Here is a 14,530-nt window from a genome sequence, read left to right as displayed (position 1 = left end):
ACATATTGTGACAACAAGTATTTCAACGGAGAAAGCCCGATATGACAAACCCGATTCCATCACGTCTAACATGTTTATTATGAAAAAATCCATGATGTTTGCTTTTTTAATCACAGCTTCCTGCCTGTTGACCTCTTTGAGATCGACAGCAGCCTCTATTGTTCTTTACAGCGCACCTTCCGGTTTTCCCTCCGGCATCACCGCGTCTATCGATGACTATAACCAGGTTACCATCAGCGGCCTGAGCGGCTACAGCGCATCGATACAAAGAGTGGATTTTATCAGGCATTCTCCCTGGGATTTCTGGAGCATGGCCATCAGTTACCCGGTTTTCAGTGCGCAGTATGCGGATGAGATCGCCATCCAGTTCTATATTCCCGGCAGTTACCCGTCTACTGTGGTAGCCCGCTATTACATCTATTATTAGAAAGTGGCTTTCTCCGTTATTCTTTCAACTTAAAAAACAATTGATGACTTTTGGTGTAAGCACATTCGTCTGGGTATCTCCCTTTTCCACAGCGGCATTTGATCTGCTGCCCAAAATAAAGGGAGCAGGGTATGATATCGTGGAAGTGGCGGTGGAAGATGCCGCGCTGATCGACTGGAAACAGCTGAAATCCAGGGCTGCGGACCTTGATCTGAAAATCACGGTCAGCGGGGCTTTTGGGCCGGACCGGGATATTTCTTCCACCGATGCCCGTATCCGCCGGAACGGCTTGCAATACATTACGGAATGCGTGAAGATAGCAGCAGAAATGGGCAGTCCCGTTTTCGGAGGGCCGGTATATTCCGCGGTAGGCAAAACCCGGATCGTGCCGGAAGAGCAGAAGCGGCAGGAGCGGGCATGGTGTGTGGAGAATCTCCGCGAGGCCGATAAGGTCGCGGGGGACCATGGGGTTATCATCGGGCTGGAGCCGCTCAACCGCTTTGAAACGGATATGATCAATACGGTAGATCAGGCGATAGCGCTGGTAGATGAAACAGGGACGGAGCATATCCGCATCCTGCTCGATACTTTTCATGCCAATATAGAGGAAAAGAATATCCCGGATGCTATCCGCCGCATTGGTAAAAAGCTGTTATGCCATATTCAGGGCAATGAAAGCGACCGCGGAACGCCGGGCACCGGGCATCTGGACTGGCAGGGCATCAACGCCGCACTGGCAGAGATCGGTTATGAGGGGGCTATTGTGCTGGAAACCTTCGGCGCACCGTCGAAAGAACTGGCCCGTGCGGCCTGTATCTGGCGGCCATTGGCCAATAGTGCGGATGAACTGGCTTTTGAAGGGCTGAAGTTCTATAAAAGCGCGTTCCCGCAGGAAATGTAAAATTTATACAATTTCCGCAACGGTATGCCGGCTAATTTTACCGGCATGAAAAACACAAGTAAAATACTGACCGCCGGTATGGGCATCATGGTGCTGACGATCCTTCACCACCTGTACGGCGCCATGATCTACGATGCTCCCTTCCGCCTGCACGTTGTATATTTTGCCGTTCCGGTCATCCTGCTGCTATGGCTCACCCACTGGCTGTACCGCAGGTATGGTGCTACAGCCGGCGGCAAAGCGGCACTGGTCGCTTTCCTCCTCATCACGATAGTTGTTCCCGTGGCGTTGATCGGTCTTTACGAAGGAGGTTATAATCATGTGGTCAAGAATGTGGTCTATTTCGGCGGCGCCTCCATGCAAACCATGAAACGCCTGTATCCTTCGGACCTGTATGAGATGCCGGATGATTTCATTTTCGAGAGTTCAGGTATGCTGCAGTTCGCCGCGGCGATATATGCCATTGCTACCCTGTTGCCGCTCCGCAACAAATCATCCGGCTGATGATCATTGCAGGTCTTTGCTAACGGTCGTTTTTTTATCGCCAGCGGCATCAGTCCCCGGTTTAATATTGCTGAACAGTTCGAAGACCTTTTCCCATTCGCTCCCATACCGCAGGAAGATCATTTTACCTTCCGGGGAAATGAGGAACTTGGAGGGATATCCTTTCACGCCGTAGTTTTCCTGCACTTTCTGGTCAGACATCGCCACGGGCAGCGCATATCCTTCCTTGCGGAAAAAGGTTTTCACCTTTTCCGGCGTATCGAAGCAGGCAATGGAAAGGAATGCTTTTTCCGGATCGTCTTTGATGCGGGCCACCATTTTATTGATCTCCGGCAGCTCTTCGCGGCAGGGCTGGCACCAGGTTCCCCAAAAATCAAGCAGCAGCCATTTGCCGGCATAGTCAGACAGCTTGAAAACCTCGCCCTCAGCTCCCTGCAGCGTGAAATCGGGCGCCGTGTCCCAGGATCTTATGACTGCCTCATGCAGAAATTCGGAAAAATCCCGTTCGGGCAGGTATTGCTTGAACGACTGTTGTACTTCCGGCAGCATGCCCGGCTCCGCCTTGATCTGCTGGCTGAGCACCTGCAGCGCTTCTTTGGTAGCGCCTTCCTTCAGCAGCTCGTCCGAGAAATCCCGGCGGTAGCTTTCTTTTGATTGCAGGAATACCCGGTCATAGAAACTGTCATGCACAGATTCTTCCGGTGTTTTGGGAGAGGCCGCCGCCGCTTTGGCAAGATAAACGAAGGCTTCCTTCCGGTTGGTTTTCACCAGGCGGTCGTACTTGAGTTTGTAGGCATGGGCCAGCATATTTTTATCCGCATACCGGGTGTTGTTGAGGGAATCTTCCGCACCTTTTTCCAGCTTTCCGATGGCGTCATTCAGCAGTTCGTCCGCCATTGCCGCACGTCCGCTATCCGCAAGCTGCCTGCTCAGCATCAACGCATACCGGTTGGCATTGCCGCTTTTGATGATGGCTGGGGAAAGGGATTTGAATTGCTGTACGATGTCCCGCAGGGAATCCGTATCCCGGGTCTTTCTTGCGGTGCTGGTGAGGTACATGGGGTAGGCGGCGTTACGGATAACGCTGTCTTCGTCCCCGATCATTTTGTTGACCAGCAAACCCGCTACGCGTTCGCTGTTATTGGCTTCGTAGATCAGTTCCCTGATGCGTTTTTCCGGTACGCCGTTTTTGCGCAAGTGTGCTATTGCTTCATCCAGGTTCCTGTCTGCCGGCGGGAAGAGATGCTGCGCAAAGCTATGTTGCATCCAGCCTGCGAAGGATGAATGCCGCGCCTTTGAAAGATAGTGCATCAGCATCATGGCGCTGTCCGCATCGCGGGATACCATGCTTTGCAGTTTGTTGTGCAGATGTATGCTGGCGCCTTCCAGCAGATAGTTAGGCGTAGCTTTCAGGGAATCGCTATATACATCATGGTGGTCCCGGCCGGCCAGGTGCTGGATCATATCCAGCTTCTGCTGGGCATATCGTTTTTCATGCCTGAACATAGGATCGAACCTTTGTGTAAAGGCGGCAAACTTTGCGGAGTCCGTATCAAACCCGTCCTTCAGCGCGTCGCTCCAGCTGGAGGACAGGGCCAGCATGTCTTTCAGATCGGCGGGTATCCGGGGTAAGGATTCGGGATCATCCAGCAGTTCCAGCAACAGGGTGTCTGCATACTGAAAAGCAAATTTTCCGCCGTTGACCATGGCCGAATCATTGTTGCGCTGTGTAATGAACGCTCTTGTTATCTTTCCGCTGGCTTCGTTCCAGTCATATTCCTGTCGGTATTCCTGTTGTTTATTGTATCCTTTTGCCGCCGGATTCTTAGTGGCCGTGATACGCCTTACGCCGCCTGAGGCCGCGCTTAGGGAATACTTCAGGGTGGAATCGGGGCTCAGCCATTCGCTGCTTTGCCTTTCCGGCTGTTGCGGGAAGCGGAAGAAAACGGCGCTGGTCTCCTTCAGCAGGTAAATGTTTATGCCGGTAGCCATGATGTTATTATATTCTTCCCGGATGCTCCATGCTTTTCCATGTTTTTCCAGCAAAGCTTTAAGCGCGGGCTGCTCAGAAGGTTCATTGCCGATGATCAGTTCCACGGGTTCCTGCAGCAATGTTAATTGGAACAGCTCGCTGGTACTGTTAATGCGGGCCTCCGTCAACCGGCGGGCATCAAAGTTCATGTCACCGGAGATATTGCGGCAATCCAGCAAGGTGCTTTCCACCCGCAGGCGGCCACCCGGCAACTTTTCAAGTAGCTTGAAGCGGTAGATGGCGGTGTTGGAACCGGCATTGAGCTGCTCATTTTTTTCCATATTGAGCGCTTTGTAATTGAGCGTAGTTCTGTAATGAACTATCGTACCGGGTTGCAAGGTTACAACCTGTCCAAAAGCGGTACCGGTAAAGGCGGTACAAAGGAGAAGGGATAGCAGTGTCTTGATTTTCATGGCGGTGATTTGGGTGGTGTGACCGGCATTGACAGTGTTTTCAGGCTGTTGTCTGGCGGCGCTCAAATTTAAGGTAATTTATTTTTGTCGCTATTTTAAAAATGGCTATTTTGACTCAGTGCCGGAGTTGCTGCCGGTAAATCAGGTAAGCGCTTCTTTGGCAAACATGCCAATATTCCAATCAAAGCATTTCGCAGATCGGGAGTTTTCAATTACGGACGGTCCTTGTTCGCATACGGACAGGTTAAGTAAAATCCGTTATGCAAATCATTGATAGTCATAGCCTGACCAAACTGGCATATTATTCCTGCCAGCATCCGCATGATAAAGAACTACTTTCTCGTTGCCTGGCGGAACATCCGCCGCAATAAAGTGTATTCGACCATCAATATTTCCGGTCTGGCATTAGGCCTTGCCTGCAGCCTGCTCATTATGTTATGGGTGCAGGACGAGCGGAGTGTGGATGGTTTTCATGCCAATGGGGACGATCTGTACCAGGTGTATATCCGCCGGGCATCCGACGGAAAGGCGGAAGCGGGTTATCTTACACAGGGATTGCTGGCGGGGGAGCTAAAGCGGAATATACCGGAGATACAGCATGCAACGGGGCTGGAGGCTATACGGCCTTATACATTTGAGCGGGAAGGGAATGTGCAGCGGATGATGGGCTCCTTTGCGGACGGGGATTTTTTCAGGATGTTCAGTTACCCCTTGCTGGCCGGGTCCCCTGCAACCGCGCTGGCCACAACGGAATCGGTCGCCATCTCCCGTAAAATGGCCGAAACCTTTTTCGGAAGCCCGGCAGCTGCCATCGGCAAGCTGATCCGCTATGAGAACCGGGACGATCTGCGGGTGAGCGGCGTATTCGAAAATGTTCCCGCCAATTCAACACTGCAATTCGATTTTCTGAGAAGCTGGGCGGCCTATGTGAAGGAGAACCGCTGGGTAGAGAACTGGGCAAATACCAGTCCGGCTTCATTTGTACAGCTGCAGGCCAATGCGGATGCTGCTAAGGCAGCAGCAAAGATCAGAAAGTTCCTCGACGGGTATTTGCAGGAAAACGGGAATGTGACAACGGAACTGGAATTGCAGCCATATGAGGAAAGGTATCTGCATTCAACATTCAGGAACGGTGAGATCGTTGGTGGCCGCATCGAATATGTAAGGCTGTTCACGATCGTTTCCTGTTTTATATTGCTGATCGCCTGTATCAACTTCATGAATCTCTCCACCGCCAGAGCCGCCAAGCGCGCGAAAGAAGTAGGGGTGCGTAAAGTGGTTGGCGCCAGCCGGTTTGCACTTGCCGGGCAGTTTGCCGGCGAGGCGGTTTTGCTTGCCGCTTTTGCTGTGATCATTGCGGTGACGGCCGTAGTCGCGTTCTTGCCGGCATTTAACCTGCTCACGGGGAAACAGCTGGCGCTGCCCGTTGACCAACCGCTGTTTTGGGTGCTTTTATCCGGATTGATGCTGATCACCGGCCTGATCGCCGGCAGTTATCCCGCCATATTCCTGTCTTCTCTCAAACCGGTGCAGGTGCTGAAAGGAAGCCTGAAGTTCAGTACCGGCGGCGTTATTTTCCGGCGCAGCCTCGTGGTCTTTCAGTTTGCGCTTTCCATTATGCTCATCGTTGGCATGATTGTCATATACCGGCAAATGGATTATTTCCAGTCCCGCAACCTGGGGTACGACCGGGAAAACCTGGTGTACCTACCCATAGAGGGTGAGCTGGCGAAGAACTATCCATTTTTCAAAGAAAGGGCCGCTTCCATTCCGGGCGTATTGCATATCTCAAAGATGCGGAACTCGCCAACATACATAGAGCATCATACCAACGGCGTCAGCTGGCCGGGTAAAGATCCCGCGCTGGAAACCGGTTTTGCCGATGCGGTTGTGGGATATGATTTTGTGAAGACCCTGGATCTGCAACTGAAAGAAGGCCGCGATTTTTCCCGGGAATATGGAATGGATTCCGCCAGTTTTATCCTGAATGAAGCCGCCGCAGCCATAACCGGTTATACTGACCCCGTCGGCCAGCCCATATCCTGGGGAGGGCGGCAGGGGAAGATCATCGGCGTACTGAAGGATTTTCATTTCAATTCCATGCATCATGCTATTGAACCGCTTATTATCCGCCTGGATGAAAACTGGACCTGGGGCACGATCATGGTAAGGGTACAAGCCGGTAAAACGAAGGAAGCGCTGGCCGGGCTGGAAAAGCTATGCCGGTCGGTCAACCCCCATTTCCCGTTCAGCTACCAGTTTTCGGATGAAGAATATCTGAAGCTTTATAAAAGCGAGCAGATCGTCAGCAGGCTTTCAGGGTACTTTGCTTTTCTGGGAATTTTTATTTCCTGCCTGGGGTTGTTCGGCCTGGCCACTTTTATGGCCGAACAGCGTATGAAGGAGATCGGGGTGCGCAAGGTACTGGGTGCCTCCGCTCCGGATATTTTTGTGCTGCTTTCCGCCAACTTCCTGAAACCCGTTCTAATAGCGATTATCCTGGCTTCGCCCATGGCCTGGTACGCGATGGAACGCTGGCTGGATGGCTTCGCCTACAAGAACGGCATGGAGTGGTGGGTGTTGGTGCTGGCCGGATCGCTCACGGTATTCACGGCGATGCTGACGGTATCCATGCAAAGCATCAAAGCTGCTTTGATGAACCCTGTGAAGAGCCTGAAGGCAGCGTGAGAGAGGTTATCTGTCCAGATATCCGGGATGGTGTTTTCGCAGATATCTTTTCTTGTGCTTCCCGGTAGGAGGGCTGAATTTAATCGGCATATGGAATTTGACCTCCACTTTTTTGTCGTTCTGGATGCCCGGTTCCCACCCCGTGCTGATAAATTGTATCACTCTTGCTGCTTCCCGGTCGATATCGTCCCGGACGCTTTTCAGTATGTGAACATCCCTGATATTGCCGGAGGTATCCAGTACGAACCCTACTTCAACAGTACCGCCAACTCCATCCTGAATTGCCGTAAGGGGATAGCGGATGCTATCTTTAAGTATTTTCGCCAATGCCGGGATTCCCTGTTTGAACCGCGGGGGTGTTTCGTTAAGGAGAGTATGACAATATTGGTGGTTGGGGTCAATATCGGGCAGAAGGACCGGTTTGTGGAATGGGTGGCCGTTCGCCCGGATAGCTTGTTTGATGAAGAAGAAGTGTCCGGATATTCGCTGCACGCTTCCCCCACAAGAGATGCCATTTTTAATCCGGGAAAAACAAGCCGCATAAACGTGGCGCATTTTATGGCAACACTTTTAACCGATGACAATACCTGGAAGATGTGGCAAGGACAGATGCCGGTAATTTATAATGTTACGGGTTGATAAATCAGACAGTCATCCTGAATTTATGATATTAAGTGTTAATTTGATGTATAATTTTATGGTAGCACTGCACTAAGAACAAGGTTTGCATGGTAACGATCCGATATTTATCTTTAGCGGTGCGTGACCAATAGTAACAAAATCTTAAATCCGGGCGAATCATATGCCGCCCTGCCTGATAAAGCGCTTTGGCGTAAGCTGATGGAAGGCGATAAGGATGCATTGGCTTTCATCTACCGGTCATATTTCCCGTCTCTCTTTAAATATGGAATGAAGCTTAATCCGGACGAAAGCCTGGTGAAAGACTGCATCCACGATATTTTCGTCTCGGTCTGGTTAAGCCGGGAACGCCTGTCCCTGACCGATTCCATCAAATATTACCTGTTGGCCAGCCTGAAAAGGAAGATCGCCAGCCAGGCGCAGAAGGCGCAGCCGGAGCAGCTTTTTGCCCAGGCGCTCCGGGAAACAGCCTTCTCGCATTCTCCGGAAGAGGCGCTCATCGGGGAGCAGTCCACCCTGGAATTGCGGGCAAAGCTCGCCAGGGTAATGGAGCAACTGCCCCCGCGCCAGAAAGAGATCCTCTATCTCCGCTTCTACGAAGGGCTGGATACGAAAGAAACCGCTGCCATCATGGAACTGAGCGTGAACTCCACTTATGTGCTATTGTCAAAGGCGCTGAGTTATCTGAAAAAGAACAGTGACCAGCTGATGATACACATTCTCATCGTTCTGCAAGTCATTCATTTTTAGCCCCTTGAAATTATTTTTAAAAAAAGCGGCCGGAGGCGCTAAGATTTTGCCCGTTGCCTGCTTTATCAGTTAAGTATCTATAATGACGTTTCGAGATTTTTCTACAGAGGATTTTTTGCAGCACCCGGATTTTCGCAAGTGGGTACTGGAACAGGATGCCGTGGCTGCCGCCTTTTGGGCGGACTGGATGCAGCAGCATCCTGACAAAAAAAATGATGTGCTGAAGGCAAAGGAGATACTGCAGCTGATCGCCGCACAGGAAGTTTTTCCCTCCGCCGCGGATGAAACGGAAACCTGGAGCAGGATATTACAAACCATAGAAGGCGCCGCCGTGGTAAACATGCCACGCCGGAGCAAAAACATGCTGCGCCGGTTGATGCCTTATGCCGCCGTTCTGGCCGGCTTACTGGTGGCCGTATATGCCGCCTGGCTGTTTTACAGCGGCGGGGAAGTGGAATATAATACGGTCATGGGAGAGCAGCGTACCATAACGCTGCCGGACCATTCACTTGTGAAGCTCAACGTCAACTCCAGCATCCGCTATGCCAAAAGCTGGGACGATCAGCAGCCCCGCGAGATATGGCTGGATGGGGAAGCCTTCTTTTCGGTGACCCATCAGCATAACAACCAGTCTTTTATCGTGCATACCAATGATGTGGATATCAGGGTGGTGGGTACCGAATTCAATGTAAATACCCGCCGGGTGCAAACACAGGTAGTACTGCGGAAAGGGGAGGTACAGCTGACGCTGAACGGAAAGCACGCCGCCGCCGCGCCGATCACCATGAAACCGGGGGATATGGTGGTTTACTCCGCCGCTACCACTGCGCTGACCAATAAAAAAGTAGACCCGGAGGCTTATTCCTCCTGGCGCGTGAAAGAACTGCGTTTTAACGAAGCAACCATTTCAGAAGTGATCAGCTCGCTTCAGGACAATATGGGCATATCCATTGAACTGGCGGATACTGCCATCGGATCGCAGACATTTACAGGTACTATACCATTAGATAATATCGAGGTTTTTTTCAGGACATTATCACGCTCTTTTGATTTGCAAACGGAGCAAACAGGAAAAAAGGCTTACAGGATCAAGTAGTATCAACGAAAATTTTAGACATAATATCTCCCGCAATGCGGGATAGACAGCGCTATGCCTTACAGGGTTCATTTGAATTTATTCGTACTAAACCAACCTAAATCTATTGCTATGGTAGAATTTTACGCCGGGAGAATATGCGGAAGCCTGGCCCTGGCATTGTTGATGCAACTTGGAACGCCGGCAACGGCCGCAGTATCCGGTTCGCACCAGTATCAGCGAAATGTTGCGCTGGCCGGTGCCGTCCAAAAGGATACGCCATCCCGGAAGCTGCCACTGAAAAACGTATTGGCTGATCTCGAACAGCAGTACAAGGTGCGCATCAATTATACCGGTAACACCATCAACGGTATCACGGCACAAAAGCCCGCCGCCAAAGGATCGGAAACACTGATCGACTATCTCAACAACTTCCTGCATCCGCTCGGCCTTGAAGCTGAACAGGCGGCACAGGACCATTTCATCATATACAAAGCGGAGAAGCAGCCCGCCGGTAAACAACCGGAATCTGCGCCTGCAGCGGCATCCGCTCCCGCGCCACAAAGGCTGGAGCTGGAAAGCATAATGCAGCAGGTGTCTACCATCAGCGGACAGGTAACGGAGGAATCCGGTGTGCCGCTGCCCGGGGTGACCATCGTGGTAAAAGGCACCTTTAACGGCACCAAGAGCAACGAAAGCGGCCGGTACACATTGCCGAATGTACCGCCCAACGGGGTGCTCGTATTCAGCTATATCGGCTACAAAACGCAGGAAGTGAAGGTCAACACCCGCACTTCCATTGACGTGAAGCTGCTGACAGACGTTCAATCCATGAAAGACTTCGTGGTCAACGGTTATCAGAAGCTGAACAAAGAAAGTTATACCGGCTCTGCCATCGTGATAACAGGAGAGGAGATCAAGCGCTTCAACCCGCAGAATATCCTGGCCAGCATCCAGGCTTATGACCCGTCTTTCCGGATCATCGAGAACAACCTGGCCGGCTCCAATCCCAATGCGCTGCCTACGATCAACGTGCGCGGCGCCACCGCCATGCCTACAGGCGATCCGAAACTGCTCAGCCGGAACGATCTGGCCCAGATCACCAATCTCCCGATGTTCATGCTGGACGGATACCAGGTGGGCATCCAGACGATCTATGACCTGGACCCCAACCGCATAGAAGCGATCACCCTGCTGAAAGACGCAGCCGCCACCGCCATCTACGGTTCGCGTGCCTCCAACGGGGTGGTGATCATTCAGACCAAGCAACCGAAAGAAGGCGCGCTGGAGGTATTCTACAGCTATGAGCTGAACGTTACCGCACCGGACCTCACCGCCTACAGCGTACTGGATGCCGCTCAAAAGCTGGAATACGAAAGGCTCGCCGGCTTATACACTTCAAATGCGCTGGACAATCCCCACGACCTGGAAAGACAGTATTACGAGAAAAGAAGGAATGTGCTGAGCGGCGTGAATACCTACTGGCTGTCCCAGCCCACCACTACGGACTACGGGCACCGGCACTCCATTTCCCTGCAAGGCGGCTCTCCCTCCCTGCGGTACGGCGTGGATGCCCGCTACCAGACCAACAATGGTGTGATGAAAGGTTCCGGCAGGGACCGCTACAGTCTCGCTACCACCCTGGCCTATAACCTGGATAATAACAAGATCATGTTCCGCAACGCCTTCACCATTTCCCAGGTGAAAGGCACAGAATCCCCTTACGGCGGATTCGAGAAATACGTGCGGATGAACCCTTACTTCCCCAAAACCGATTCCGCCGGTCGCATCATGCGCGAAGTAGGGCAGTGGCGGTACCGGGATGGCGGCGGAAACCGGCAGAACGGCAATCCCGTGCTGGAACCGGTGTTCAACCCTCTGTATGAAGCCACCATCGGCAGCTTCGATAAAAGCGAATACCTGGAATTCATGGACGCGCTTTCCGCGGAATATAATCCCAGCGCAGCCTGGCGCATACACGGCACCATCAGCCTCACCAAGCGGAAACAGGTGGGCGACCGGTTCGTGTCTCCGCTGAGCAACGAATTTTACTTCTATTTACCCGCTGATCTGAAAGACCGCGGTAAATATTACTACAGAAGCGAAGATTTCACGCAGGTGGACGGTAACCTGACCGTCAACTATAACAAGGCCTTTGCCAATGCGCACTTCCTGAACTTCTCCCTGGGTACCAACATCCAGTCATCCACTTTCAATGAAAAATCATTTGTAGCGGAAGGGTTCACGAACGACCGTTTCACGGATATTTCCTTCGCCCGCCGGTACGAAAGGGACCAGGCGCCAAGCGGCTCCGTTTCGGAGAACCGGTTGATCGGCGCTTTCCTCTCCTTCAACTACTCCTGGCAGAACCGCTTCCTGATGGACGGTACGGTAAGGGTGGACGGTTCCTCCAAGTTCGGTTCCGATTCCAGGATGGCGCCCTTCTGGTCATACGGCGTAGGCTGGAACCTGCATAACGAAAAAATGTTCCGCAACACCATCTTTAACCAGTTAAGGATCAAAGCGACCACGGGCCTCACGGGAGATATATCATTCCCCGCCTATTTATCCAATACTACCTATTCTTATTATACGAACGACTGGTATTCCACCGGCGTGGGCGCAACGTTCGCCGCTTACGGCAATTCCGGGCTGAAATGGCAGCGCACGCAGAACTACGACCTGAGCCTGGAAGCCTCCATGTTCAAGGACAGGTTGTATATCTCCCCGCGTTACTATCACAAGCTCACAAAAGACCTGCTGACGGATATCAATGTAGCGCCTTCCACTGGTTTCTCCCAGTATAAGGAGAACCTGGGAGAGATGGTGAACAAGGGTTTTGAAGTGTACCTGCGCGCAAACGTGCTGCGCGGCAAGGACTGGTCCTTCAACGTGAATGCCAACTTCGGGCACAACACCAACGTGATCACCCGCATTTCCGATGCGCTGAAGAATTTCAATGATGAGGTGACCAAGCAGCAGCAGGAAGATTCCTCGCTGAGGACCCGCCCGCTGCTCCGCTACCAGGAGGGACAATCGCTGAACACGATCTATGCCGTGAAATCACTGGGGATAGATCCCGAGAACGGTAAAGAGATCTTCCTCAATCCCGATGGTACCACCACCTACGAATACGATGTACGCAATACCGTTCCGGTAGGGGATCAGACGCCCAAGCTGGATGGTTACTTCGGCGGCAACTTCGTATATAAGAACTTTGTGCTGGAGTTCAGCTTCTATACCCGTCTCGGTGGCGATATTTATAACCAGACGCTGATCGACCGCGTGGAAAATGCGGACCCGCGGTATAATGTGGATAGCAGGGTACTGGCGGAAAGATGGCGGCAGCCTGGTGATGTGACCTTCTATAAGGACATCGCGGACCTCTCCTTCACCCGCACTACTTCCCGTTTCGTACAAAGGGAAAACAGGGTGGAACTGAAATCGGTGTATATGTCCTACGAACCTCCCGCGAAATTCTACAAACGGCTGAAGATGAAGAATCTCCGGTTTGCCCTCAACATGAATGATCTGGGTTACTGGTCCAGCATACAGGTAGAAAGAGGGATCAATTATCCGTTCGCACGGAGTTTCACTTTCACATTATCCTCCCGGTTCTAAAAAGCACAGCGATGAAGAAATATCTGATATCCATCATAACAATATGTACACTGGCATCCTGCAGCAAATGGCTGGATGTTACGCCCCGGTCCGAAGTAGCCAAAGATGATCTCTTTGAAACGGAAGACGGATTTAAAGAAGCCCTGAATGGTCTGTACAGCCGCCTTACGGTAGAGCAGATGTTCGGCAGGGAACTGAGTGTGGGCATGCTGGACGCCATGGCCCAGAACTACAACGTGGATGCGCTGGACAGCCGGGGCTACCGCCAGGCCATACAGTTCGCCTACAAACAACAAACCTTCATGCAGCGGAGGGACGATATATGGATAGGTTACTACAACGTGATCGCCAATGCCAATCTCATCCTGGAGAATATCGACGAGAAAAAGAACATCTTTTCCGGCGTGAACTACGATATCATCAAAGGGGAAGCGCTTGCCATGCGCGGGTTCTGCCACTTTGATGTACTGCGCCTCTTCGCGGATTCCTATGCAACGGAGCCCGAAGGCAAGGGCATCCCTTATGCAACAGCATTCGACAAGGATGCTCCGGCAATGGCCAAGGTGGGTGAAGCGATAGACCTGGTGCTCAAAGATCTGCTGGCCGCGAAGGAACTGCTCCGCGCGAAAGATCCCATCACGATGCCGGGCTACAAGGTGGGCTACCCCGCCTCGGATACCGCCACCGAAACAGATGGTGAGCTTTTCCTGCAGGTACGCCGCCACCGCCTCAACTACTATGCGGTTTGCGGTGAGCTGGCCAGGGTGTACCTCTATCGCAACGATCAGCCGAACGCGCTTGCCAACGCCCTGGAGGTGATCAACGCCGGCAAGTTTCCCTGGACCAGGCAGGCGGATTTCCTGAATGCTGATGACGAAAAGAAAGACCGGATACTGTATAATGAACTGCTTTTCGGTTTCTATGCGCCCAATGCCACAAACCCCATCAGGGATGTGCTGGGCAACCAGCAGGGGCTTACGCTCATTCCCTCGGAAGCACGCACGATCTACGAAGTAGGTGGCGTTGGTGCGGACGATTTCCGCTTCAAACAGTGGTTCCAGGAAGAATCCGGCTCTGCCGGCACTTTCCTGCGGGTAATGAAATATAACCGGGACCCGGACAATAACCTGTACGATCAGATGGTACCGGCCATCCGCCTCAGCGAAATGTATTACATCGCCGCCGAATGCACCTTCGATACAGATCCGGGAAAGGCCTGGGAATATTTTAATACCGTTCGCCTCTACAGAGGCATCGGTACCGAATTGAGCGATCCCTCCAAAATCACCTTTATGAACGAGCTGGCCAAGGAATACCGTAAGGAGATGATCTCCGAAGGGCAGCTGTTCTATTTCTATAAAAGGCTCAACAGCCCTTTAACAGGGCCATCCGGTAGTAGCATATCACCCTCGAAGGCCATCTTCGTGGTGCCATTCCCTGACGATGAAATCGCATACGGTAACAGATAAAAAACATGTCG

Annotated in this window: 10 protein-coding genes; 8 read left to right on the top strand and 2 right to left on the bottom strand. The window is 52.1% G+C overall.

Annotated features, from left to right (window positions below; genetic code table 11):
• Positions 1–79 precede the first annotated feature (79 nt).
• The 3 genes from FW415_RS19435 to FW415_RS19425 are packed head-to-tail and all read left to right on the top strand — an operon-like array spanning position 80 to position 1,832.
• Positions 80–427: a hypothetical protein gene (locus FW415_RS19435; protein WP_148388363.1), complete on the top strand. Its 348-nt coding sequence runs from the start codon at positions 80–82 to the stop codon at positions 425–427.
• Positions 428–470: 43 nt separating this feature from the next.
• Entirely contained in the window at positions 471–1,328 is an 858-nt protein-coding gene (locus tag FW415_RS19430; protein WP_148388361.1) for a sugar phosphate isomerase/epimerase, read from the top strand.
• A 45-nt stretch (positions 1,329–1,373) separates the two neighbouring features.
• Positions 1,374–1,832, top strand: coding sequence for a hypothetical protein (locus FW415_RS19425; RefSeq protein WP_148388359.1), 459 nt, complete (start codon positions 1,374–1,376; stop codon positions 1,830–1,832).
• A 3-nt stretch (positions 1,833–1,835) separates the two neighbouring features.
• Here FW415_RS19425 and FW415_RS19420 read toward each other — a convergent pair whose 3' ends face one another.
• The gene (locus FW415_RS19420; RefSeq protein WP_148388357.1) at positions 1,836–4,277 is read right to left on the bottom strand and encodes a TlpA disulfide reductase family protein; all 2,442 of its coding nucleotides are present in this window, start codon (positions 4,275–4,277) and stop codon (positions 1,836–1,838) included.
• Between the two features lie 321 nt (positions 4,278–4,598).
• Here FW415_RS19420 and FW415_RS19415 point away from each other — a divergent pair, with 321 nt between their 5' ends.
• Positions 4,599–6,965 (top strand): ABC transporter permease, encoded by a 2,367-nt coding sequence (locus tag FW415_RS19415; RefSeq protein ID WP_148388356.1) that lies wholly within the window; start codon positions 4,599–4,601, stop codon positions 6,963–6,965.
• A gap of 6 nt (positions 6,966–6,971) precedes the next feature.
• Here FW415_RS19415 and FW415_RS25795 read toward each other — a convergent pair whose 3' ends face one another.
• Complete coding sequence (locus FW415_RS25795) at positions 6,972–7,520, bottom strand: energy transducer TonB (protein WP_371417007.1); 549 nt, start codon at positions 7,518–7,520, stop codon at positions 6,972–6,974.
• 285 nt (positions 7,521–7,805) lie between these two features.
• Between FW415_RS25795 and FW415_RS19400 the strand changes: the two genes are divergently transcribed.
• The 4 genes from FW415_RS19400 (at position 7,806) to FW415_RS19385 (ending at position 14,519) form a co-directional block, all read left to right on the top strand.
• On the top strand, positions 7,806–8,354 hold the full coding sequence (locus FW415_RS19400; protein ID WP_256378920.1) for an RNA polymerase sigma factor: 549 nt from the start codon (positions 7,806–7,808) through the stop codon (positions 8,352–8,354).
• A gap of 82 nt (positions 8,355–8,436) precedes the next feature.
• Complete coding sequence (locus FW415_RS19395; protein WP_148388348.1) at positions 8,437–9,450, top strand: FecR family protein; 1,014 nt, start codon at positions 8,437–8,439, stop codon at positions 9,448–9,450.
• A 111-nt stretch (positions 9,451–9,561) separates the two neighbouring features.
• Entirely contained in the window at positions 9,562–13,050 is a 3,489-nt protein-coding gene (locus FW415_RS19390; RefSeq protein WP_246858812.1) for a SusC/RagA family TonB-linked outer membrane protein, read from the top strand.
• A gap of 11 nt (positions 13,051–13,061) precedes the next feature.
• Positions 13,062–14,519 (top strand): RagB/SusD family nutrient uptake outer membrane protein, encoded by a 1,458-nt coding sequence (locus FW415_RS19385; protein WP_148388346.1) that lies wholly within the window; start codon positions 13,062–13,064, stop codon positions 14,517–14,519.
• Positions 14,520–14,530: the final 11 nt, after the last annotated feature.

The organism is Chitinophaga sp. XS-30, from assembly GCF_008086345.1.
In the GTDB taxonomy this organism is placed as follows: domain Bacteria; phylum Bacteroidota; class Bacteroidia; order Chitinophagales; family Chitinophagaceae; genus Chitinophaga.
The sequence above is the reverse complement of the archived record's forward strand: the minus strand, read 5'-3'. Positions and strand labels throughout refer to the sequence as shown.

Coding starts and splice junctions, on each gene's coding strand:
- FW415_RS19435 (WP_148388363.1), top strand. CDS start 80: ATGAAAAAATCCATGATGTTTGCTTTTTTAATCACAGCTTCCTGCCTG.
- FW415_RS19430 (WP_148388361.1), top strand. CDS start 471: ATGACTTTTGGTGTAAGCACATTCGTCTGGGTATCTCCCTTTTCCACA.
- FW415_RS19425 (WP_148388359.1), top strand. CDS start 1,374: ATGAAAAACACAAGTAAAATACTGACCGCCGGTATGGGCATCATGGTG.
- FW415_RS19420 (WP_148388357.1), bottom strand. CDS start 4,277: ATGAAAATCAAGACACTGCTATCCCTTCTCCTTTGTACCGCCTTTACC.
- FW415_RS19415 (WP_148388356.1), top strand. CDS start 4,599: ATGATAAAGAACTACTTTCTCGTTGCCTGGCGGAACATCCGCCGCAAT.
- FW415_RS25795 (WP_371417007.1), bottom strand. CDS start 7,520: ATGCGCCACGTTTATGCGGCTTGTTTTTCCCGGATTAAAAATGGCATC.
- FW415_RS19400 (WP_256378920.1), top strand. CDS start 7,806: ATGGAAGGCGATAAGGATGCATTGGCTTTCATCTACCGGTCATATTTC.
- FW415_RS19395 (WP_148388348.1), top strand. CDS start 8,437: ATGACGTTTCGAGATTTTTCTACAGAGGATTTTTTGCAGCACCCGGAT.
- FW415_RS19390 (WP_246858812.1), top strand. CDS start 9,562: ATGGTAGAATTTTACGCCGGGAGAATATGCGGAAGCCTGGCCCTGGCA.
- FW415_RS19385 (WP_148388346.1), top strand. CDS start 13,062: ATGAAGAAATATCTGATATCCATCATAACAATATGTACACTGGCATCC.